23 protein-coding genes are annotated in these 23,226 nt (G+C 32.4%); 10 read left to right on the forward strand and 13 right to left on the reverse strand.

Translation table 11 applies throughout. The features are described 5' to 3' along the window. Window positions 1-102: 102 nt before the first annotated feature. The 4 genes from ACOQN8_RS10215 to ACOQN8_RS10240 form a co-directional block, all read right to left on the reverse strand. The gene (locus ACOQN8_RS10215) at window positions 103-1,911 is read right to left on the reverse strand and encodes an acyl-CoA dehydrogenase family protein (protein WP_420552599.1); all 1,809 of its coding nucleotides are present in this window, start codon (window positions 1,909-1,911) and stop codon (window positions 103-105) included. A 118-nt stretch (window positions 1,912-2,029) separates the two neighbouring features. Beyond that, entirely contained in the window at window positions 2,030-3,220 is a 1,191-nt protein-coding gene (locus ACOQN8_RS10220) for an acetyl-CoA C-acyltransferase (RefSeq protein ID WP_150900858.1), read from the reverse strand. A 3-nt stretch (window positions 3,221-3,223) separates the two neighbouring features. After that, entirely contained in the window at window positions 3,224-5,632 is a 2,409-nt protein-coding gene (locus ACOQN8_RS18175; protein ID WP_150900860.1) for a 3-hydroxyacyl-CoA dehydrogenase/enoyl-CoA hydratase family protein, read from the reverse strand. Between the two features lie 17 nt (window positions 5,633-5,649). After that, window positions 5,650-6,111 carry a MarR family winged helix-turn-helix transcriptional regulator gene (locus tag ACOQN8_RS10240; protein WP_420552600.1) on the reverse strand — a complete coding sequence of 154 codons (462 nt, stop codon included), beginning with the start codon at window positions 6,109-6,111 and terminating at the stop codon, window positions 5,650-5,652. A gap of 139 nt (window positions 6,112-6,250) precedes the next feature. Between ACOQN8_RS10240 and ACOQN8_RS10245 the strand changes: the two genes are divergently transcribed. The 6 genes from ACOQN8_RS10245 (at window position 6,251) to ACOQN8_RS10270 (ending at window position 12,518) form a co-directional block, all read left to right on the forward strand. Next, on the forward strand, window positions 6,251-7,324 hold the full coding sequence (locus ACOQN8_RS10245) for a DUF418 domain-containing protein (RefSeq protein ID WP_420552601.1): 1,074 nt from the start codon (window positions 6,251-6,253) through the stop codon (window positions 7,322-7,324). A gap of 133 nt (window positions 7,325-7,457) precedes the next feature. After that, entirely contained in the window at window positions 7,458-8,387 is a 930-nt protein-coding gene (locus ACOQN8_RS10250; RefSeq protein ID WP_235276000.1) for an ABC transporter ATP-binding protein, read from the forward strand. Window positions 8,388-8,390: 3 nt separating this feature from the next. Beyond that, entirely contained in the window at window positions 8,391-9,713 is a 1,323-nt protein-coding gene (locus tag ACOQN8_RS10255) for an ABC transporter permease (protein WP_235275999.1), read from the forward strand. 85 nt (window positions 9,714-9,798) lie between these two features. Further along, window positions 9,799-10,623, forward strand: coding sequence for a mechanosensitive ion channel family protein (locus tag ACOQN8_RS10260; RefSeq protein WP_272150167.1), 825 nt, complete (start codon window positions 9,799-9,801; stop codon window positions 10,621-10,623). A 140-nt stretch (window positions 10,624-10,763) separates the two neighbouring features. Then, on the forward strand, window positions 10,764-10,919 hold the full coding sequence (locus tag ACOQN8_RS10265; protein WP_420552818.1) for a four helix bundle protein: 156 nt from the start codon (window positions 10,764-10,766) through the stop codon (window positions 10,917-10,919). 435 nt (window positions 10,920-11,354) lie between these two features. Beyond that, window positions 11,355-12,518 carry a sigma-54-dependent transcriptional regulator gene (locus ACOQN8_RS10270; RefSeq protein ID WP_235275996.1) on the forward strand — a complete coding sequence of 388 codons (1,164 nt, stop codon included), beginning with the start codon at window positions 11,355-11,357 and terminating at the stop codon, window positions 12,516-12,518. Window positions 12,519-12,584: 66 nt separating this feature from the next. On the opposite strand, the gene katG is transcribed toward ACOQN8_RS10270, so the two are convergent. After that, the gene (gene katG, locus ACOQN8_RS10275) at window positions 12,585-14,786 is read right to left on the reverse strand and encodes a catalase/peroxidase HPI (RefSeq protein ID WP_420552602.1); all 2,202 of its coding nucleotides are present in this window, start codon (window positions 14,784-14,786) and stop codon (window positions 12,585-12,587) included. 322 nt (window positions 14,787-15,108) lie between these two features. On the opposite strand from katG, the gene ACOQN8_RS10280 reads away from it, so the two are divergent. The 3 genes from ACOQN8_RS10280 (at window position 15,109) to ACOQN8_RS10290 (ending at window position 16,498) form a co-directional block, all read left to right on the forward strand. Beyond that, window positions 15,109-15,750 (forward strand): peroxiredoxin, encoded by a 642-nt coding sequence (locus ACOQN8_RS10280; RefSeq protein ID WP_150900870.1) that lies wholly within the window; start codon window positions 15,109-15,111, stop codon window positions 15,748-15,750. A gap of 84 nt (window positions 15,751-15,834) precedes the next feature. Then, window positions 15,835-16,146, forward strand: a complete 312-nt coding sequence (locus ACOQN8_RS10285) for a thioredoxin family protein (RefSeq protein ID WP_420552603.1) — start codon at window positions 15,835-15,837, stop codon at window positions 16,144-16,146. Window positions 16,147-16,240: 94 nt separating this feature from the next. Then, window positions 16,241-16,498, forward strand: a complete 258-nt coding sequence (locus tag ACOQN8_RS10290) for a DUF6952 family protein (protein WP_150900872.1) — start codon at window positions 16,241-16,243, stop codon at window positions 16,496-16,498. A gap of 72 nt (window positions 16,499-16,570) precedes the next feature. Here the strand turns inward: ACOQN8_RS10290 and ACOQN8_RS10295 are convergent, their stop codons facing one another. Further along, window positions 16,571-17,440 carry a YybH family protein gene (locus tag ACOQN8_RS10295; RefSeq protein WP_420552604.1) on the reverse strand — a complete coding sequence of 290 codons (870 nt, stop codon included), beginning with the start codon at window positions 17,438-17,440 and terminating at the stop codon, window positions 16,571-16,573. Window positions 17,441-17,513: 73 nt separating this feature from the next. Continuing rightward, window positions 17,514-18,134, reverse strand: a complete 621-nt coding sequence (locus ACOQN8_RS10300; RefSeq protein WP_420552605.1) for a Crp/Fnr family transcriptional regulator — start codon at window positions 18,132-18,134, stop codon at window positions 17,514-17,516. Window positions 18,135-18,306: 172 nt separating this feature from the next. Between ACOQN8_RS10300 and ACOQN8_RS10305 the strand changes: the two genes are divergently transcribed. Further along, entirely contained in the window at window positions 18,307-18,780 is a 474-nt protein-coding gene (locus ACOQN8_RS10305; protein ID WP_420552606.1) for a helix-turn-helix domain-containing protein, read from the forward strand. 142 nt (window positions 18,781-18,922) lie between these two features. On the opposite strand, the gene ACOQN8_RS10310 is transcribed toward ACOQN8_RS10305, so the two are convergent. From ACOQN8_RS10310 to ACOQN8_RS10335, 6 genes are all read right to left on the reverse strand, one after another. Continuing rightward, on the reverse strand, window positions 18,923-19,213 hold the full coding sequence (locus ACOQN8_RS10310) for a hypothetical protein (RefSeq protein WP_420552607.1): 291 nt from the start codon (window positions 19,211-19,213) through the stop codon (window positions 18,923-18,925). Further along, the gene (locus ACOQN8_RS10315) at window positions 19,206-19,661 is read right to left on the reverse strand and encodes a DUF5063 domain-containing protein (RefSeq protein ID WP_420552608.1); all 456 of its coding nucleotides are present in this window, start codon (window positions 19,659-19,661) and stop codon (window positions 19,206-19,208) included. Before ACOQN8_RS10315 ends, ACOQN8_RS10310 begins: the two co-directional genes overlap by 8 nt. A 164-nt stretch (window positions 19,662-19,825) precedes the next feature. Then, on the reverse strand, window positions 19,826-20,245 hold the full coding sequence (locus tag ACOQN8_RS10320) for a hypothetical protein (protein WP_420552609.1): 420 nt from the start codon (window positions 20,243-20,245) through the stop codon (window positions 19,826-19,828). 250 nt (window positions 20,246-20,495) lie between these two features. Beyond that, window positions 20,496-21,368, reverse strand: a complete 873-nt coding sequence (locus tag ACOQN8_RS10325; protein WP_420552610.1) for a hypothetical protein — start codon at window positions 21,366-21,368, stop codon at window positions 20,496-20,498. 164 nt (window positions 21,369-21,532) lie between these two features. Then, window positions 21,533-22,303 carry a hypothetical protein gene (locus ACOQN8_RS10330; RefSeq protein WP_420552611.1) on the reverse strand — a complete coding sequence of 257 codons (771 nt, stop codon included), beginning with the start codon at window positions 22,301-22,303 and terminating at the stop codon, window positions 21,533-21,535. Window positions 22,304-22,747: 444 nt separating this feature from the next. After that, a complete protein-coding gene (locus ACOQN8_RS10335) occupies window positions 22,748-23,161 on the reverse strand; it encodes a hypothetical protein (protein ID WP_420552612.1) in 414 nt (137 codons plus the stop codon). Between the last annotated feature and the right edge of the window lie 65 nt (window positions 23,162-23,226).

Genomic DNA, 23,226 nt, shown 5'->3' on the forward strand with positions numbered 1-23,226 from the left:
TAAACAAACAACTAAATTCTAAAACCTATAAAGTTATAGAAGCTTTTTAATAACAGTTTACCATTTAATAATTACACAATGTTGTAAACTATTTTATTCTTTTTAGAAGCAATATTTATTTTCTGCTTTTAATTTTTCTGCAATTGTATTACGCAACTCAACAACGTTAGGATAGTTCGCATACTTTGTAAAACGTTTTAATCCCATTAACATCATACGTTGCTCATCACCTTCAGCAAAAGAGATAATGCCTTCTCTTCCGTTTTTAGTAATAATTTCTACAGCATTGTGTAAGTATAATTTCGCCATTGCAATCTGTTCTTTTTGAGCTTCTTCACCGAAACGTTTTGCGTTTTTCTCAGTTCTCAAAATACCAGACTCTGCCATGTAAATTTCAATTAAGATATTAGATGCAGCAGTTAATAATTGTTGGTGTTGTTCTAATTCAGTTCCAAATTTTTGGATAGCAGCACCAGCAACCATTAAAAATACCTTCTTTAATTTTGCTATAATTTCTTTCTCTTCTGCAAACAACTCAGAATAATCTGGTGTGTCAAAAGAAGGAATACCCATTAACTCTTCACCAACAGCCATAGCAGGATTTAATAAATCTACATGACCTTTCATGGCTTTCTTAACTAACATTCCTACAGATAATAATCTGTTAATTTCGTTAGTTCCTTCATAAATACGAGCAATACGAGCATCTCTCCAAGCAGATTCCATTGGAGTCTCTTCAGAGAATCCCATACCTCCGTAAACTTGGATTCCTTCATCAGAACAGTTTTGAACATCTTCAGAAACAGCTACTTTTAAGATTGAACATTCAATAGCGTATTCTTCAACACCTTTTAATTCTGCTTCTTGATGTGTGTTTCCTTCTGATTCACGGATAGCGATTCTATCTTCAATGTTTTTAGCAGCTCTATACGATGCAGACTCTCCAACATAAGCATTGGTAGCCATTTCTGCTAATTTCATTTTAATAGCTCCAAATTCAGAAATAGGAGTTTTAAATTGTTTACGTTCGTTAGCGTAGTTTACAGCGTGATCGATAATTCTTCTTTGAGAATCTAAACAAGCAGCTGCTAATTTAATACGTCCAACGTTTAATGCGTTCATAGCGATTTTGAATCCACCACCACGAACTGATAACATATTTTCTACTGGCACTAATGTATCGTTAAAGAATACCTGACGAGTAGAAGAAGCACGGATACCTAACTTATGCTCTTCCTCTCCTAAAGTAACTCCGTTTGGATTGTTTTTATCATATTCTAAGATAAAACCAGTAATGTTTTTATCATCTTCTATACGAGCAAAAACGATAAAGATTTCAGCAAAACCTGCATTAGAAATCCACATTTTTTGTCCGTTAATTTTATAATGTTTACCGTCTTCAGTTAATTCGGCAGTAGTTTTACCAGAATTAGCATCCGATCCAGCTCCTGGCTCAGTTAAACAGTAAGCTCCAAAACGCTCTCCCATTGCTAAAGCAGGAACAAATTTTTGCTTTTGCTCTTCTGTACCATATAAAGTAATTGGCATAGTTCCAATACCTGTATGTGCACCAAAAGCAGTACTAAAAGAACCAGTTCCACTTGAAATATAATCGCAAGTTAACATCGTAGAAACAAACCCCATTCCTAATCCACCGTAAGCTTCAGGAACAGAAACACCTAAGAAACCTAATTCACCAGCTTTACGCATAGTTTCTTCAGTTAAGGCATAATCTTTCTTTTCAAAACGCTCTTTATGAGGAATGATTTCACGGTCGTTAAATTCTTTAACCGCCTCTTTCATCATATTTTGCTCTTCAGAAAAATCTTCTGGAGTGAATACATCTTCACAGTTTGTTTCCTTTACAAGGAACTGCCCACCACGTAAAATATCTTTCTTTAATTCTGACATAATATTTTTAGATTTTAGTAATCAGTAGTGAGTATTGAGTTACTAACTACTTTTTTGATTTTAAATTTATTTTTTAGGAGTAGAGAAAACCTCAATACTCATTACTTATATCTTATTCCTAGTTTAAAAATTCGAAAATACCAGCAGCACCTTGTCCAGTACCTACACACATAGTTACCATACCGTACTTTCCTTGCATGTTACGCTTACGCATTTCATCAAATAATTGAACTGATAATTTAGCTCCAGTACAACCTAATGGGTGTCCTAAAGCGATTGCTCCACCATTTACATTAATGATATCTGCATCTAATCCTAATTCGCGAATTACAGCTAATGATTGAGAAGCAAATGCTTCGTTCAATTCTATTAAGCTAATGTCTTCTTGTTTTAATCCAGCTTGTTTTAACGCCTTTGGAATAGCAGCAACAGGTCCAATTCCCATAATTCTTGGTGGAACACCAGCAGCAGCATAACTTACCATACGTGCTATTGGTTTTAGGTTTAATTCCTTAACCATATCTTCGCTCATAACCATAACAAAAGCAGCACCATCACTTGTTTGTGAAGAGTTACCAGCTGTGACACTACCACCAGCAGCAAATACTGGTTTTAAGCGCTCTAATCCAGCAATGTTTGATCCTTTACGTGGACCTTCGTCTTTTGTTACTGTAAATTTTCTTGTAGCTCTTTTACCATTAGCGTCTACATAAGTTTCTTCAACTTCAATAGGAACTATTTGGTCTTGGAAACGATTTTCTTCTTGAGCTTTTAATGCTTTTAAGTGAGAGTTTAAAGCAAACTCATCTTGATCTTTACGAGAAATGTTATATTTCTGAGCAACCTCTTCGGCTGTATTTCCCATTCCCCAGTAATAATCAGCATGACCATCAGCTACGATATCGTAGTTTAATTCTGGTTTAAATCCTGTCATAGGTACAGAACTCATACTTTCAGCACCTCCAGCAATAATACAATCTGCCATTCCAGATTGAATCTTTGCTACTGCCATACCTATAGTTTCTAATCCAGAAGAACAGAAACGGTTTACAGTTACTCCTGGAACGTCTTCAGTTTTTAATCCCATTAAAGAAATTAAACGAGCCATGTTTAATCCTTGGGAACCTTCTGGCATTGCGTTACCAACGATAACATCGTCAATTCGTTTTTTATCGAACTCAGGTAACTGCTTCATCATATAATCGATTGTTTCAGCAGCTAACTCATCAGCTCTTTTAAATCTGAACGCACCTTTTTTAGATTTACCTACGGCGGTTCTATATCCTTTTACTATATATGCTGTTTTCATCTTTTAGTTTCTTAATGGTTTACCAGTTTTTAACATGTGTTGAATACGCTCTAACGTTTTACGTTCTGTCGCTAAGCTTAAGAATGCTTCACGTTCAAGGTTTAATAAATACTGTTCAGAAACTTTTGTTGGTTCTGATAAATCTCCACCAGCCATTACATAGGCTAATTTGTTTGCAATCTTTTGATCGTGTTCTGATATAAATCTACTTGCTTGCATAGAGTCTGTAGCTACTAAGAATGCTCCTAATGCTTGCTTTCCAAGTACTAATACATCATCTTTACGAGCAGCAGGTTGTGTATATCCAGCTTCAGCTAGTAACAATGCATGTTTCTTAGCTTCTGCAATTTGACGATCTCTATTCACTACAACTACATCTTTACCTTTTTCTAATAAACCTAAATCGAAAGCTTCATATGCTGAAGTTCCTACTTTAGCCATACCTATAGTTAAGAAATACTCTTGTAATACATTTAATTGTACATCTCCTTTACGGAAAGTGTCAGAGGCACGTAATGCCATTTCTTTAGAACCACCTCCACCAGGGATAACTCCAACTCCAAATTCTACTAATCCCATATAAGTTTCAGCAGCAGCAACAACTTTATCAGCGTGTAATGATAATTCACATCCACCACCTAAAGCCATACCATGAGGAGCAGCAATTGTAGGAATTGCAGAATAGCGCATACGCATCATTGTATCTTGGAAATACTTGATAGCCATATTTAATTCGTCATATTCTTGCTCTACAGCCATCATAAAAATCATTCCAATATTAGCACCAACAGAGAAGTTTGCTCCTTGGTTACCAATTACTAATCCTTGGAAGTCTTTTTCAGCTAAATCAACTGCTTTGTTTAATCCAGCTAAAACATCTCCACCAATAGTGTTCATTTTAGATTGGAATTCACAGTTTAAGATACCATCTCCTAAATCTTCAATAACAACTCCTGAGTTTTTAAATACCTCATTTGTTTTACGAATATTATCTAAGATGATGAATGAATCCTGACCTGGTTTTTTAGTTTGAGCTTTTGCAGTTACATCATAGTAATAAGTAGCTCCTTCTTTAACTGTATAGAAAGATTTAGATCCTTTTGCTAGCATTTCAGTAACCCAAGCAGCTGGCTCTTTTCCTTCAGCTTTCATTAATTCGATACCTTTTTCTACACCTACAGCATCCCAAATTTCGAAAGGTCCATTTTCCCATCCGAAACCAGCTTTCATGGCATCGTCAATTTTATATAAATCGTCAGAGATTTCTGGAATTCTATTTTGAACGTATGCAAACATTGCTGCAAAGTTCTTACGGTAGAATTCACCCGCTTTATCTTTTCCACCAACTAATACTTTAAAACGATCAATTGGTTTATCTATAGTTTTTGTTAATTCTAACGTAGCAAACTTCGCACGTTTTTTAGCACGATATTCCATCGTATCTAAATCTAACGATAAGATTTCTTTCTTTCCTTCTGCGTTAACAGTTTTCTTGTAGAAACCTTGCTTAGTTTTACTTCCCAACCATTTATTTTCCATCATTGTATTGATGAAATCTGGTAACTTGAATAATTCGTGAGCTTCGTCGTTAGGACAGTTGTCGTAAATACCATTAGCAACGTGTACTAAAGTATCTAAACCAACAACATCAACAGTACGGAAAGTAGCAGATTTAGGACGTCCAATAACTGGTCCTGTTAATTTATCTACTTCTTCAATAGTTAATCCTAATTCTTTTACTTGGTGGAATAACGATTGGATTCCGAAAATACCAATTCTATTACCAATAAAAGCAGGAGTATCTTTCGCTAATACTGAAGTTTTTCCTAAGAATTTAGAACCGTAATCCATTAAGAAGTCAGTAACTTCTTGCTTACAGTTAGGTCCAGGAACAACTTCAAATAATTTTAAATAACGAGGAGGGTTAAAAAAGTGAGTTACAGCAAAGTGTTTTTGGAAATCTTCACTTCTTCCTTCATTCATAAATTTGATAGGAATCCCCGAAGTATTTGATGAAATAATAGTACCAGGTTTACGATACTTTTCTAATTTTTCAAAAACGATTTTTTTAATATCTAATCGCTCTACAACAACTTCCATAATCCAATCTACATCAGCAACCTTAGCGATATCATCTTCTAAGTTACCAGTAGTAATTCTACTAGCAAACTCTTTTTTGTAAATAGGAGATGGCTTCGATTTTAACGAAGCAGCTAAAGCATCATTAACCAAACGATTACGAACAGCTTTGTCTTCTAACGTTAATCCTTTTGCTTTTTCTTTGTCGTTAAGTTCTCTAGGAACAATGTCTAATAATAAGACTTCAACGCCAATGTTGGCAAAATGACATGCAATACCACTTCCCATAATACCAGAACCGATAATTGCTACTTTTTTAATTCTTCTTGTCATTTGTTTGTTGGTTTGTTTTATACAGCTTTTTTGTCAATATCATCATCGTATATTAACTTGTCTGTAATAAGTTTGTTTATTGTAGTTGTTACTTTAAAGAAGTTTTCTAATTCTTCTTCAGTAATATATTCTCTTACTTTATTGTTAAATTGATATACATGGCCTTTAGAAACTTCTCGCATTTCTTTACCATAATCGGTTAACTTAATAATAACACTTCTACCATCATTAGGATTTTTCTCTCTGTATATAACCCCTTTATCTTCCATTGTTTTTAATAAACGAGAAAGACTAGTAGGTTCCATTCCCATTAAAGGGCCTAAGGCTGTAGAAGGCGTACCGTTTTCATAATCTATGTTCAATAAAACAAAAGCAGTTGCCATTGTACTATCGTGCTTTGCAGCTTGTTCGTTATACAATTTTGCAACAGCTTGCCAAGTAGCTCTTAATTGGTGATCTATTGATTTACTTTTATCCATCGTTGTCAAAGATATAAAAATTTATTATGCACGCATAGTATTTTGTAAAAAAGTTATGCGTGCATAATAAAATTAACATACAGATAACGTAACGAAAGGCACTAAGGGCTTACTAATTAGTAGTTTTAAATTGTATATGATGAAACGTATAATTGGTATTGATGTGGCAAGAGCATTGGCTGTAATAGGAATGATTATAGTTAATTTTAAAGTTGCGTTTGGAAATAATGGAAATCAGACATTAAAATACTTTACAAGCTTATTTGAAGGAAAAGCTGCTGCTACTTTTGTGGTATTAGCAGGAGTAGGGTTGGCATTTATGTCTAACTCAAGTATTCAAAATAGAGATCAACAAAAGCTTCATAATGTTAGAAAAAAAATTATAAAAAGAGCCATTTTTCTATTTATAATAGGTGTAGTGTATTTGCCTATTTGGATTGCTGATATTCTACATTTCTATGGAGTTTATATGCTTCTAACTGTATTATTCTTAACAGTTGATAAATCAAAAATATTACTTGTTGCTGGAGCGATTATACTTTTGTACCCAATTCTTATGCTATTCTTTGATTACGATATTGGCTGGGATTATAAAACATTTGAATATCATAATTTTTGGACACTATCCGGATTTACGAGGAATCTATTTTACAATGGTTTTCATCCAGTTATTCCTTGGGTATCTTTTATGTTAATTGGTCTTTGGTTTGGGAAACAGAATTTAGCAGACCAAAGATTTGTTAAGAAATCTATGATTGTAAGTATGAGTGTTTTTGTAATTACGGTGATTGTTTCTAAAATTCTACTTTATATATTTTCTGAAGGAAATACTAAAACCTTGAACGAGTTAAGTCAGGTTTTAGGAACGAGTCCTATGCCTCCTTTGCCGTTTTATATGATTGCTGGAAGTAGCTTTGCTATAGGAATAATCTCAATATGTATTTTAATTTCAAATAAATACAAAGAACATTTTATTATTCAGGTATTAAAAAGAACAGGTCAATTAGCTCTGACATTTTATGTAGCACATGTTGTTATAGGAATGGGAATAGTTGCCGTTTTAAATCCAGAAAATATGGGGAGTTATTCAATTACGTTCTCTTTTATCTATGCTTTATTGTTTAGTTTTTTATGTATAGTGTTTGCTTATTTGTGGACACAAAAAAAGGAACAAGGACCTTTGGAGTGGATAATTAGGAAATTAACTAATTAAAGTTCTTTACAATAAAAAAGAAATGTTCTGTGTAACAAAATGGAAAAGGAATATACTAATCTATATAAAATATGTAAGTTTGTCATTAGCTGTTCTTTGACAAACAGCAAGCAATTAATCAACTTTAAAATCTATGGATAATTTATTAGAAATTAATAATGTAGTAAAACGCTATGGGGAGTATACTGCATTAAACAATGTATCTATGCACATACCTAAAGGGAGTGTTTTTGGTCTTTTAGGACCTAATGGTGCAGGAAAAACATCTTTGATTAGAATTATTAATCAAATAACAATGCCCGACAGTGGAGGTGTTATTTTAGATGGTGAAAAATTAGCTCCAAACCACATAGAGCACATTGGATACCTACCAGAAGAAAGAGGTTTGTACAAGAGTATGAAAGTTGGAGAGCAAGCTTTGTACTTAGCGCAGCTTAAAGGATTGAGTAAATCGGAAGCTAAAAAGCGCTTAAAGTATTGGTTTGATAAGTTTGATATAGGAGCTTGGTGGGGTAAAAAAATTGAAGAGCTATCTAAAGGAATGGCTCAAAAAGTACAGTTTATAGTAACTGTTTTACACCAACCTAAATTATTAATTTTTGATGAGCCTTTCTCAGGGTTCGATCCTATCAATGCACAATTAATAGCAAAAGAAATTTTACAATTAAGAGACGAAGGAGCTACGATTATTTTTTCAACGCACAGAATGGAAAGTGTTGAGGAAATGTGCGATTATATTGCTTTAATTAACAAGTCTAACAAAATATTAGACGGTAAATTAGATGATATAAAGAAAGAGTTTAGAACTAATACTTTTCAAGTTGGTTTAAATACTTCAAACGGAAAAGAAGTAGAAGCAAAACTGAAAGAAAACTTTAAAGTGTTACCTGCTGATTTTAGATTATTAAACGATGGTTTAAAGTTAAATGTAAAATTAACAGAAGGAAATACAGCAAACGATTTATTATCGTATTTAACAACACAAGGACAAGTACAACATTTTGTAGAATTAATACCAAGTGCCAACGATATCTTTATTGAGGCAGTAAATAAAAACAGTTAAGCTATGAGTAGATTAAAGTTAATTATAGAGCGCGAGTTTATTGCTAAGGTTAGAAATAAATCATTCATAGTAATGACTTTCTTAAGTCCTTTACTAATGATTGGTATGGGAGCATTGGTGTTTTTCTTAATGAAGAAAAACGATGAGAAAGTTAAAAAAATCGTTTTTGTAGATGAGTCAGGATTGTTTGCAAAAGATGTATTTAAAGATTCAAAAACTGTAAAATATGAAGATTTTACTGCTTTAGGTCTCGACGATTCTAAAAAGAAAGTTGAAGAAGGAGATTATTACGGAGCTTTATACATTCCTAAAAAAGATAGTTTAGAAATATTAGCAAACTCAATTGAGTTTTTCTCCAAAGATTCGCCTAGTATGACTATCATGGCAAGCTTAGAGAATAAAATTGAAAAGAAACTTAGAAACGAGAAGTTAAATAAGTTTGGAATAGATTTAGAACATATTAAAGCATCTAAAATTTCATCAGATATTAAGATGTTTAATTTCTCAGGAGAGAAATCGTCTAAATTAATCAATGGATTAAAAATTGGAGTAGGAGCAATAGCAGGATATTTATTAATGATGTTTGTAATGATTTATGGAACATCTGTAATGCGTAGTGTTATTGAAGAGAAAACAAGTAGAATTATAGAAGTAATTGTTTCTTCAGTAAAACCTTTCCAGTTAATGCTAGGTAAAATTATTGGTAATGCTTCGGCAGGTTTGTTACAATTCTTTATTTGGGGTATTCTATTCTTTGTGTTTAGTTTAATAGCATCTTCGTTCTTAGGAATTGATATGATGGAAATGCAAACAGCAAAAGTATCGCCAGAACAAATGGAGGCTATGCAACAAGCAGCTGGAAGCAAAGGAGAAATGATTATTCAGGAAATATTTAGGTTACCATTATTAAAAATGTTCTTACTATTTATTTTCTATTTCTTAGGAGGTTATATGTTATACAGTTCATTATTTGCTGCTGTAGGAGCTGCTGTTGATAATGAAACAGACACGCAACAGTTTATGATGCCAATTATGTTGCCATTAATATTAGGAGTATATGTTGGTTTTGCAACTGTAATAAACGATCCTCATGGACCAGTTTCTGTAGTATTCTCATATATACCATTTACATCGCCAATAGTAATGCTAATGCGTATTCCATTTGGAGTTGCTTGGTGGGAAATCGCAATATCGATGTTGTTATTAGTTGTTACGTTTGTCTTAATTGTATGGGTAGCAGCTAAGATTTATAGAGTAGGTATTTTAATGTATGGTAAGAAACCAAGCTATAAAGATTTATGGAAATGGATTAAATACAACGGATAAAAAACAAAATAGTAAAAAGCAGTTATCAGAAAAAGATAGCTGCTTTTTTTAACTAAAATTATATATTTACTACAAATATATTTTTGTGAAAGAACTTAATAAAATACTTAACTATACTTTTCAATTTAATAAAGAGATAGGTATAAGCGTAAAATCGATTCTAGTACTTATAGTTGTATTAATTTTAGCGTCGTCTTTATTAAAGTATTTTAAGAGGTTTGTAAAAAGAAGATTACAAACAGAGGATAAGAATAAGTTTGATACTGTTTTTTCTTTTGCAAGTTGGTTTATCTATATTATTATATTTCTAACTACTTTAAATACTTCTGGAGTTGATGTAACAGCCATATTTGCAGCATCGGCAGCATTATTGATTGGTGTTGGTTTGGCATTACAAACCTTGTTCCAGGACATCATTTCTGGTATTTTCATTATTGTTGATCAAAGTGTACATGTTGGCGATATTATTGAGATTGATGGAAAAGTAGGTAGAGTAGAGGAAATAAAACTAAGAACCACCAGAGCAGTAACCATAGATAACAAAGTACTGGTAATACCCAATCATAAATATTTATCGAATAGTTTATATAATTGGACTCAAAACGGAACTACTACTCGTGAAAGTGTATCGGTAGGTGTGGCTTATGGAAGTGATGTTCAATTGGTAAAAGAACTGTTATTAAAAGCTGCTAACGAACATCCAAAAGTGTTTGAATATCCAGCGCCATTAGTTGTATTTGAAAACTTTGGAGACAGTGCATTAGAGTTTAAGTTGATTTTTACTTTAAACGATAGTTTTCAAGCATTAATTCCGCAAAGTGAAATTCGATTTAAAATAGATCAGTTGTTTAGAGAGCATAATATTTCTATACCATTTCCGCAAAGAGATGTTCATATTATAAAGGAATAAGAACTAGGATAAAAGACAAAAGACGAAAGACTGGTTGTGAGACAAAAGATGATTTCTGGATTTAAAAAATCCTTAGAATAATCTATTTTCTTTTCATCTTTTGTCTAAAAATCTAAATAGTTGAAAAAGATAAAAAAGTTATTACAATAGCACTTGGATCGCTTTTTGAATTACAGACACAAATAGTATTGTCAAGCTATAAAAGTTATATTAATAATAAGGAATTAATAAATTTAGAGGAAAAAATAGAAGAGTTACAAAAGATGATTTCTGGATTTAAAAAATCGTTAGAATAATCTATTTTCTTTTCATCTTTTGTCTAAAATTCTAAATGGTTAAAAAAGATAAAAAAGTTATTACAATAGCACTTGGATTGCTTTTTGAATTACAGACGCAAATAGTATTGTCAAACTATAAAAGTTATATTAATAATAAGGAATTAATAAATCTAGAGGAAAAAATAGAAGAGTTATAAAAGATGATTTCTGGATTTAAAAAATCGTTAGAATAATCTATTATCTTTTCATCTTTTGTCTAAAATTCTAAATGGTTGAAAAAGATAAAAAAGTTATAACAATAACACTTGGCTCGCTTTTTGATTTCCAAGAACGAATAGTTATATTAAGCCATTAAAATTTATAAAATAATAAAGAGTTAATTGATAAAAAGGAAGAATAAATGAATTATAAAAGTTTCTTCTTTCGTCTTTTATCTTAAAGTCTAAATAATATATGAGTAAAATATTAATCATAGAAGACGAAGCGGCAATCCGTAGAGTTTTAAAAAAAATCATTACAGAAGAGAATGATGCTTATGAAGTAGAGGAGGCTGAAGATGGTTTGGCTGGAATTGAAATGATTAAGAATAAAGATTACGATTTAGTATTGTGCGATATTAAAATGCCAAAAATGGATGGTGTTGAGGTATTAGAAAAAGCAAAAAAACTAAAACCTGAAACTGCAATGGTTATGATTTCTGGTCACGGTGATTTAGATACTGCTGTTAATACTATGCGTTTAGGTGCTTTTGATTATATATCGAAACCGCCAGATTTAAACAGATTATTAAATACAGTTCGTAATGCTTTAGATCGTACAGAGTTAGTTGTAGAGAACAAGCGTCTTAAAAAGAAGGTAAGTAAGAGCTACGAAATGATTGGTGAGAGTGATGAAATTACTCATATTAAAGATATTATTGAAAAAGTAGCCGCTACCGATGCACGTGTTTTAATTACTGGACCTAATGGAACTGGAAAAGAATTAGTAGCGCACTGGTTACACGAAAAATCAGATCGTTCAAAAGCACCAATGATTGAGGTAAACTGTGCTGCAATTCCATCGGAATTAATAGAAAGTGAATTATTTGGACATGTAAAAGGATCATTTACAGGAGCTAATAAAGATAGGGCAGGTAAGTTTGAGGCAGCTAATGGAGGAACTATTTTCTTAGATGAGATAGGTGATATGAGTTTGTCTGCACAAGCAAAAGTATTACGTGCTTTACAAGAAAATAGAATTTCGAGAGTAGGTTCGGATAAGGATATTAAAGTGAATGTTAGAGTTGTAGCTGCAACCAACAAAGACTTAAAAAAGGAAATAGCAGAAGGACGTTTCCGTGAAGATTTATATCACCGTTTAGCAGTAATCTTAATCAAAGTTCCTGCTTTAAATGATAGAAGGGGCGATATTCCTTTATTGGTAAACTTCTTTGCCGATAAGATTTCTAACGAACAAGGGATGCCTAAAAAAGAGTTTTCTAAAGAGGCTATAACATTATTACAAGAATACGATTGGACTGGAAATATCCGTGAGTTGAGAAACGTAGTAGAGCGTTTAATTATTCTAGGAGAAAAAACAGTTTCTAAAAACGATGTAAAATTGTTTGCTAGTAAATAGCTAAACAATAATGAATAAAAAAAGGTGATCTGAACGATCACCTTTTTTTATTTAACAAACAAAATTCTATTTTACATCAAAACGATCAAGGTTCATTACCTTGGTCCAAGCTGCAATAAAATCGGTTATAAATTTTTCTTTTGCGTCATCGGCTGCATATACTTCAGCAATGGCTCTTAGTTCAGTATTTGAACCAAAGATTAGATCGGCTCTAGTGGCTGAAAATTTCATCGCTCCCGTTCTTCTATCTCTACCAATAAATTCTTTGTCGCTAGAAGAAGCCGCTTTCCAAGTGTAGGTAAAGTCAAGAATATTGGTGAAGAAATCGTTAGATAGTGTTCCAACAGCATCCGTAAATACACCAAAGTCAGAACCATCGTAATTCGTGCCTAAAACACGTAATCCACCTACCAATACCGTCATTTCAGGAATGGTTAACGTTAATAGGTTGGCTTTATCAACTAATAGTTCTTCAGCAGCAACATTTAAATCACTTTTTATAAAATTTCTAAAACCATCGGCTCTAGGCTCTAAGTATCCAAAAGAAACTACATCGGTTTGTTCTTGAGAAGCATCACCTCTTCCAGAAGTAAAAGGTACAGTTACGGTATGTCCACCATTTTTAGCAGCTAATTCAATACCAACAGAACCACCAAGTACAATTAAATCGGCAATAGAAACAGTTCCACTAAAGTCTTTTTGAATTCCTTCATAAACCGCTAAAACTTTAGCCAATTCAGTAGGATTGTTTACTTCCCAATCTTTTTGAGGAGTTAATCGAATACGTCCACCGTTGGCACCCCCACGTTTGTCTGAACCTCTAAAAGTAGAAGCAGATGCCCATGCTGTAGTTACCATTTGTGAAATTGATAATCCAGAAGCTTCAATGCTAGCTTTTAAAGTAGCTACTTCAGCATCAGATAAGATATTTCCAGCTGGAATAGGGTCTTGCCAAATTAATTCTTCAGTAGGAACTTCAGGTCCTAAGTATAAGGCTACAGGTCCCATATCACGATGCGTTAATTTATACCAAGCTCTTGCAAAAGCATCTTCAAAAGCCTTGTGGTCTTTATGGAAACGCTTTGAAATTTCTAAATAAGCTGGATCCATTTTCAAAGCCATGTCGGCAGTAGTCATCATTAAGGCTTGCTTTCCGTTAGGATCACCAGCTTTTGGAGCCATTCGAGCATTTGAAGCAGCAGTTGGTGTCCATTGATGTGCTCCGGCTGGACTTTTAGTCAATTCCCAATCGTAATTTAATAATACATCAAAATAATCGTGATCCCACTGTGTAGGATTTGGCGTCCAAGCTCCTTCAATACCACTAGTAATTGCATCATCTAAAACTCCTGTTCCAAAGCTGTTTTTCCAACCTGTACTCATTTCTTCTATAGGAGCTCCTGCTGGTTCTGCACCTACATAAGTATCTGGATTTGCAGCTCCGTGTGCTTTACCAAAGGTATGACCTCCTGCTACCAAAGCAACCGTTTCTTCATCGTCCATAGCCATACGTCCAAAAGTTTCTCTAATATCAACCCCAGAGGCAACAGGATCAGGTCTTCCGTTTGGACCTTCAGGATTTACATAAATAAGTCCCATATGTACTGCTCCTAAATCGCTTTCCAAATTACCATCAGCATATCGATCTTCATTTCCTAACCACTCTGTTTCACTTCCCCAATAAATATCTTGTTCTGGTTCCCATACATCTTCACGTCCACCAGCAAAACCATAAGTTTTAAAGCCCATAGATTCTAAAGCACAGTTTCCTGCAAGAATCATTAAATCTGCCCAAGAAATTTTATTTCCATACTTTTTCTTTATAGGCCATAATAATAAACGTGCTTTATCTAAGTTTCCGTTATCTGGCCAACTATTTAAAGGAGCAAAACGTTGTGTTCCTGAACCTGCTCCTCCGCGACCGTCTCCAACACGATAAGTTCCCGCACTGTGCCAAGCCATACGAATCATAAATCCACCATAATGACCATAGTCGGCAGGCCACCAATCTTGCGAATCAGTCATTAAATCGATCAAATCTTTTTTAAGTGCATTATAGTCTATACTATTAAAGGCAGCAGCGTAATCAAAATCGGGATCCATAGGGTTCGATTTTGCAGCATTTTGCCTTAAAATATTTAACTTTAATTCGTTGGGCCACCAATCTCTATTTCGAGTTCCTCCTCCAGCAGTTTCTTTTTGAGTTCCTCCCATAAATGGACATTTTGTAATGTCTCCAGAAGCCCCGTGTGCGTGTTTATCTTCCATAATATATTGTTTTGTAAGTTGTTGCACTCAAATTTACGATAAATCATTGAATAATTTTTATCTATATTTTTTATTTAATTATAAGTTAATGTTATTATTGTGATTGATTGTTTTTATGGTTGACGCCCTAAGTGATTGATTTTGTTTATGTAGCGAAGCGCAAATTTGTGGTTTTTTAGAGGCTGTTTTTGACTGTTTTTTACCACATCGAAAAAACCTATAGTGGAATAAAAAAATAAAGTTGTTTTTAAGCTTTTAAAGCTTGAAGAATAAAATATCTTTGCCGCTGTAAAAAAATTTTTAATCATTAAAATAATATAAAATGGCTACATTAGTTGGTAAGAAATTCCCAAATTTAAGCGTTGATGCAATGAACGAAATGGGAGATACTTTTAAGTTAAATGTTTTAGAAGAAGCAGCAAACAACAAGAAGAAAGTATTATTATTCTGGTACCCAAAAGATTTTACTTTTGTTTGTCCTACTGAATTACACGCTTTCCAAGCAGCTTTAGGTGAGTTTGAGAAAAGAAACACTATGGTAATTGGAGCTTCTTGTGATACTCCTGAAGTACACTTTGCTTGGTTAAACCAATCTAAAGATAACGGAGGAATTGAAGGTGTTACTTATCCTTTATTAGCAGATAGCAACCGTAACTTATCTTCAATCTTAGGTATTTTAGATATTACTAATGAAGTATTTGACGAAGCTACTCAAACTGTACAAGTTGAAGGTGATAACGTTACTTATAGAGCTACTTATTTAATTGACGAAGAAGGAACTGTATTTCACGAAGGTGTAAACCACATGCCAGTTGGTCGTAACGTAAACGAGTTTTTACGTTTAATCGATGCTTACACTCACGTACAAGAAAAAGGTGAGGTTTGTCCAGCAAACTGGGAAGAAGGTAAAGAAGCAATGCAACCTAACGCCAAAGCTACTGCAGAATATTTAGCTGTAAACTAATATAATAATAAAAGAAAGGAATCAAGTTCGTGTGAGATAAGTGAAGGGGTCGAGCACGAGCTCCTTTCGAAAACAATATAAACTATGGTACAAGAATTAAGTCAAGATAATTTAACAGAAATCGTTTCAAGCAACTCAAAAGTAGTAGTACAATTTTCGGCTACTTGGTGTGGTAACTGCCGTATTATGAAGCCAAAATTTAAAAAGTTATCTTCTGAAAATGAAGACACTACTTTTGTAATTGTTGATGCTGAAAAGTTTCCTGAAAGTAGAAAGTTAGCAGATGTAAGTAACTTACCAACGTTTGCAACTTTTGTAGATGGTAAATTTGTAAACCAAGTTCAAACGAATAAGTTTGATGTTTTAAAAGACTTGGTAAACGAAGTAGTAGCATAATAAAACGTCATTACGAACGTAGTGAAGTAATCTTTTTTAAACTAACAGATTGCCACAGCAAATTCTATTTGCTTCGCAATGACAAAATAATAATATGAAATTACCAGTTATTAAACACTTAACTTCTTTTATTGAAGAAAACGACCAAGATTACGTACTAGAAACGATTGAAACTTTAGAAGCTTTAACGGAAGTTCCTTCTTTAAAAGATGAGGAGTTAGACGTTATAGGTGAGTTAATATCGAATATGTACGGTGCTATTGAGGTTGATAAAATGGTAAAAGATGGTACCCCTAAAAAAGAAGCGTTGAATAATTTTATGAAGCGTGTTTTAGGATCAATTGATAAATAGTTTAAACCTATACTATATAAAAATCCCGAGTATGATACTCGGGATTTTTTGTTTACAGTTGTTGTATATGAATTATTTGTATTGTTTTAATACTTGAAATTCATCATAAGTTAACAACCATTCCCCATTTACCTTTTCCCACTTTTCTAGGTAAATTTTTCCTTCTCCAATATTCATGCTCCATTGCGCTGATAAAGTAACACTGTTGGCTGTTTTAGCTGTAAATATTGGATTGTTATAGATTAAGTTTTTTGCGCCTTTGGCTATTAATTGTGTCCAAAATTCTTGAATGTCTTTTTTAGCATTTAATGATGCAAATGGTACTGCATTCATGGTTGCTTTTTCTGAATACCCATTACCGCATACTGCTCCTTTTCCTGCATTAAATCCTTGAATCCATTGTATCGATGCTTTAATTACTTCTTCTAATACTAAATGACTTGCTATTGGATTTGTTTTATTTTCTTGTGGTGTTTTAAATTTCTCTAAAACCTCAAAGTTATCGTAGCTTAATAACCATTTTCCTTCTTTTTTTACCCATTTTTCTTGATAAATAATTCCTTTACCCACGTTCATACTCCAGTTTGCCGATAAGAAGGCTGTTGTTTCATTAGCAACTTCTATTTGTACATTGGTATAAATTAAATTACTTGCTCCTGATTGAATAAAAGGCGTCCAAAATTCTGACACTTCTTTTTTCCCTTTTTTAACTCCAAACGGTTGGGCATTCATTACTGCATTTTGTGTATAGCCATTTACACATGCTTTTGCATTTCCTTTGTTAAAGTTCGCAATCCATTCTTTGCTTGCCTTTAATACTTCTAAGGCTACTTTATGTTGTGCTGTTGGCTTGTATGCTGAAAATGCTTGGGTGTTTTGTCCAAAAGTTAAGGCGCTTATTCCTAATAATAACGTAAGTATTCTTGCTCTTAAATTTCTCATATCTATTGTGTTTTATATCCGATACAAAGAAAAATAGATTGCAGGCGGCATACCTGTGCCTTTTGTCACAAGCTTAGGAATTATTTAGTAAAACAATTTCTTTTTGTCCTAAATGGAGTTGTTTATTTTTTTCTAACTTCTTTAATAAGCGGGAAATAACTTCTCGTGTAGTTCCTAATTCTCTGGCTAACTCTTGGTGTGATTTTTTTACAATATTGTTATCTGCCTTAGCAAGGAGATAATCGAACAAACGATCTTTTAAGGGTTGAAAGGCTAAGTTGGCATACTGATTTATTAAGTGATTGTAACTTTCTCTAAATGTTTTGGTGGTAAATGTGTTCCAGGATTTGTATTTAAAGTTCCAATCTCTTACAAATCGCACTGGAATGTTTATCAGGGTACATTCTTCTTCTACAATAGCATTCACGGTACTTTTACAATCTTCAAAACAAGCTGAAAGCGATAGGGTACAGGCTTCCATAGCATTTAAATAATAGATAAGAATTTCTCTGTCTTCATTTTCTTGGTATACTCGTACTTTTCCTTTCAATACAATTTTTAACACTTTTATGTATTGATTGTTTTTAATGATGAATTCTCCTTTCTGGTGTGTACTTATGCTAGCAATTTCTCGAAGTTCATTTTGTAATGCCTTCTCAGTTATTCCTAATTGATTTATAAAATTCTCTATCATTTATTTTTGTCTACCTAACTGCAAAATTAGATAAAATTGCTTTCAGTTTTTATTTTATTGTTTTCTTATTGCTAGTGTCATAGAGCTGTCATGTTACTGTCAGCTTAGAGTCTTATGGGTATAAAGGCTAAAGTGTGATTGATGTTTATCTTTGCAGAAAACAATTTAATACATGTCTGAGAAAGGAATGACTAGTGATACGAATACGATAAGAGACCTTAAAAAAATGCGATTAGCACGTCATTGGTCGCAAGAACAATTAGCGACTATGAGTGGACTAAGTGTAAGAACCATACAACGAATTGAGAATGGTGAAAATGCGGGTTTAGAATCTTTAAAATCTCTGGCAGCTGTTTTTGAAACTACGATAACCGATGTGAAGAAGGAGATAGATGTTGCTCAATTAAAAGAAGAGACTGCTTATCTTGAAAAAGTTAAGGGTTTGTACAAGCTTGTTGCTATTGCATTGTTAAGTATGTTACTGCCTATAATACTTGTTTTTGTAGATAATTCTAACTGGCTTTTATTAGTATGGACTTTGTTTTCTTGGCTTCTTGTTATTGGAGTATATTCTATTAAGGTTTTCGATTTTTTTGGTAAGGATTGGGAACGTAAATTATTAGAGAAAAAGTTTGGGAAGGAGTAGTGGTCTTGTATAAGATTAGTTGCGTGGTTTAGCAACGAATTTAGCAAATACAAACCGAATAGAAAATGCGTGAGGATTTTCGTAAGTAGGCTTGTACCAAACAATTAATTTTATACGTTGTTGTAACACGTTTTTTATTCTTTTATGATACTATAATTAAGTCGATTATAAGCCCAATAACAAATAATCCAATTAATAGAAAGTATCCATTTTTTATTTTCCTTTTCTTTAAAAGTACTGATAAACCAATCAAAGCTCCTATTAAGCCCATTAAAATAAAAAGAACGAGTGTCCAATTCGGATACATAAAGAAAAACAAAATATCTGTGTAATGATATAGATATAATAATTCTCCAAAATGCCATACCCAAAATAGAGAAGTTATTATTTGAATTAATCCGTTTATAGATGTGCTATTAAGTAACTTATTCATTCCTTTCTTTAAGTCGCTTTAATAAATCTACCAAATGTTGTTCAGAATGAGTTCTCATTAAAAGTTCAAAATGCCCAATAGCATCTTTCTCGCTCGTATTTTCCATACGCCATTTTACTTCTAACAAATCTTTTATGATATCAGCCAAATCATCTAATTCGTCTCCAATTCCGATTTCAATATTAGGTTCCATTTTGTTTGAATCTAAAACCATACTATACCAATTAAAATCAGGAAAATTGGATTTAACGTTTTCCTTTATTTCGTTATAATTAAAATTAGGTTCTTCGTCATAATCCGTTTCGTCAAATTCAAACTTTACATTTAGAAATTCAGAGTAAATTCTGACTAACAGCTTTTTTAGAACATCGGTTTTATCGGTCAATTCCACTTTTGGATTGATTCCGAATTCTGTGATTTCGTCTATTAGTTTTCTTAATTTACTCAATGTTTCTTGGTTTGATCAAATGCGTTACAACGTGTTTGTATAAGATTAGTTGCGTGTTTAAGCGTTTAATTTAGCAAATAAATCACAAATAGAAAGTCCGCGAAGACCTTCTTAAGTGAGTTATAACTATCAATGAATTATAGCCATTGTTGTACGTAGTATTTTTATCTTCTATTAATTAGATATTTTTCGCTTTGTAATAACTTATCAATTTCTATAGTTAATTTTTCTAATACTGGATGATAATAACCACTCATTAAAATGACTTTTTTTGATTCTAAACTATCTCCACTAATTTCAAGAACTTGTCTGCCATGAATATATTCTCCTATATAGAATTTCTTAAGTGTATCTGTTCTTAATTCTTTTAGTTTTTCATAGAAGTTATAAGTTTCTTTTTTACTTAATTTTCTATTATAGATAATTGTGTCCTTGCAGTTCTCAAAATCACAATCGTAATGAATTCTTACACTGTCCTTATCAATGACATACTTTAACATATATCCTTCTGATCCATACCAATTTGTAAACGCTAAATCGAAACTGCTAATTGAGTAATCTCGATTGCATGAAGTTAATATCATTGCACCAATAAGTATCAAAAAATAAGTACTTCTCTTTTTCATATTACGTATAACGGACTTGTGTATGAAACGTAGCGTGCAAAAAGACACTAACTTTTCGGATTATCACAGAGCCTAATTTTTATATTTTTTTTAATTTACTCTTTTTAAAAGTTAAATTAAAAATTTGGCGGACTTTCTAAATATAGACAAACTTTTCGGTTTAGCATTTATTAGCTATGTTTTATACACGGTGTTATATGCAGTTGGTTTATTTTCCTATGAAATTTGCTATAAGTCCTCCAATTACAGAGACTATAAGTCCTATTAAAAACACTGTAAAAAAACCTTTTCTAAATTTTTCTTTCTTACTATACTCTTCTAAATAATCTCCCCAACAAAAATTGTAAGAAGGGTAATATTTTTTTACGAATAATTTTATTGAGTAAAATATTATAAGGAATATGAAAAAAATTCCCATAATGTATTTTATCGGTTCAGTCTGTAACGTGTCTTTGTTCTTTTCAAATTCAATTAATACTTCAATTGGATCACTTATTACATTAGCTTTCCATTTTGTTTCAATTTGTTCAATATAATTTTTGCCCTTAATAAAGTACCTCCAAGTAAAACTTATTGTTGTTAATAGAAGCAACAGTATGTAAATAAGTATACTGGACTCATTTTCATGCGTTGAATTCATTTTGTTTATAATTCCAGATTGTTTCAGTTTGTTAATTCGTTCTTGAATAAGCGATGATGTAACAAATACCCAATCTCTAGATTTTCCTTTAATGATATGATTTATTGGAGCAGTATTAGATGATTCATTTTCCGATGACGTATTCCGGAATATTAAACTTATTATATGATTGTTTTCATTCTCACCAATTTCCCCTTTAATTTGAACTCTAATAATTTCTCCAATTCCTCCATTTTCTAAATTAAATATCTCTTCAATTGATTCCGTTTTAGCAATTACTCCATTTTCGAACTTAACTAAATAGTTCAATTTTGGTTCTTCTTTTTTTACCGCTTTTTTTAGTTGTTCAGATATTATATCTATAATTCTCCTAAATTCTTGTTCCGTTAGAATAAATCCTTGCTTATAGGTTTTATTAGATTCTACAAATATATTTTCCATTTTTTTTTGGGTGTTGAAATTACATATAATGGTCTCGGCTATGAGTAGTTGCGTGGGTTAGTACTAAACTTTGCGAGTACACACCAAGCTGAAAATCCGGGAGGATTATCAGAAGTAAGCGAGAACAAGCAATTACTTATAGCCATTGTTGGCGGTAGTTTTATTTATAGATTCTCAAGTTTGACTAATTCAAACCCATTCATCATTCCTTCCTGTTTGTCGTTGATACAGTTTCCAATTCTATTACCCATACCCATAACTACATTTCCATTAGAAAAATAAGTAAGTAAGCGTTCTGCTTCTAATTCATTTTTCATGTTGTTTAATTTCTGGAGGTTTTGAGGACTAATTAGAACACAAGTCTGTTCCGTTCCATTATTAAATCTTTGCAGGATCTCTGGATTGATTTCATTGAGTAATTCTATCAGTTCTTCTTTAAGTGACTTTTTAACCAGTTCCGCTAAATCTAGAGTGAAATTTTTCTCAATATCTAAAAGCAATTCCGCTACATTTTCATACTCATTGTAAACCTGCTCATACTTTTTGATTTCCTCCTTCAATGAAAGAACAGATTGAAATTCAGCAGTTATTTCAGATGCTTTAAGCGTACCATTTTTAAAGTACATGTATATTTTCTTTGGATTACCTCCTTTATTAAAGCTTTTAACTGCGTTATCAAATTCTTCATATGTAAATGGCCCAACTCGGTCAAATGCTAAACAGATTAAGACATCTGATTCCAAAAGAGCTTTGTTAAACTCATTTTGTTTTCTTTCCGAGCTAAAAGAAGATGAGAGCTTCTCCCATATTACAACTTCCAAATAAATCCCTTTATCTACCAAGGAGTCGTTTTTTCTACTCAAGTAGGTTTCAATGCTTTCTCTTTCTTCTTTTAAGCTTCCAGCAGATGCTATAAAATATTTTAATCTTTTCATATCACTCTTTAATTACCGCCAACTTGTATATATGCGGAACTTTATTTCTTTTATTTACCCATTTTGGGTAGCTATTCGGAACTTTTAGTTCTTAATAGCCTACTTATTTAACAGCTATTTAGTGCTAAAGTAAGTACAACCTATAGCATTCTTTTACGGGTATCCGTTAAGAATGTATAACTTCGTATTGTGTTTAAAAAATAAAAGGAATAGGGGACTATTGCTTTCACAATTTTTGTGAGTTAAATGTACTAATTCTATGTTAGTATTACAAATAAGTTAAGTATGAGCCCTTGTATTTTTATCTTAGAGTTACTCACTCGTACGAGTGAGCAACACTCACAGCCTCGAGTGAGTATCTTTCACAGGTACGGGTGAGTAAAGCTCACTCGCTCGAGTGAGCAATGCTCACGAGATTGAATGAATAGTTACTGACTAAAGTTTTTAATTATCGTTAGTCTTTGGATTATTTATTTTCTTGTTTAGCTCTTTATTTTTGCGAAGAATTTTTCTTTGTTGTTCTCCTCTTATGTAAAAAGAGATTCCACCAAATGTTATGATAACTCCAAATAAGATAGAAAGAAATAGTAATATTAATATACCAGAAATAAAAAGGAATATCCCGTAATTTATATTTCTATCAGGGTTTAAAGAACCGTTTTGAGATCTTGAGTTTCCAGCTGAATCAAGTTTCATTCTTAATACTCTATCAGCTTCTTTTGCGTCTTTTAAGAATTTTGGACAATTGTCTGTGAAATCAGGTTTTTTATTAGTGAATGAACATGTAAGTCCTATACTAAAGTCAATTTTTCTATTCTCACATATTTTACAAAATTCTAATCTTTCTTCTAAAATCATTTTCTTTTTCAGGTTTAAGAGTTCAATGTATTGAACTTAGGTTGGTATTATAATTAATCGTTGAT

This window comes from Tenacibaculum aiptasiae, from assembly GCF_965221665.1.
Classification (GTDB): Bacteria; Bacteroidota; Bacteroidia; order Flavobacteriales; family Flavobacteriaceae; genus Polaribacter; species Polaribacter aiptasiae.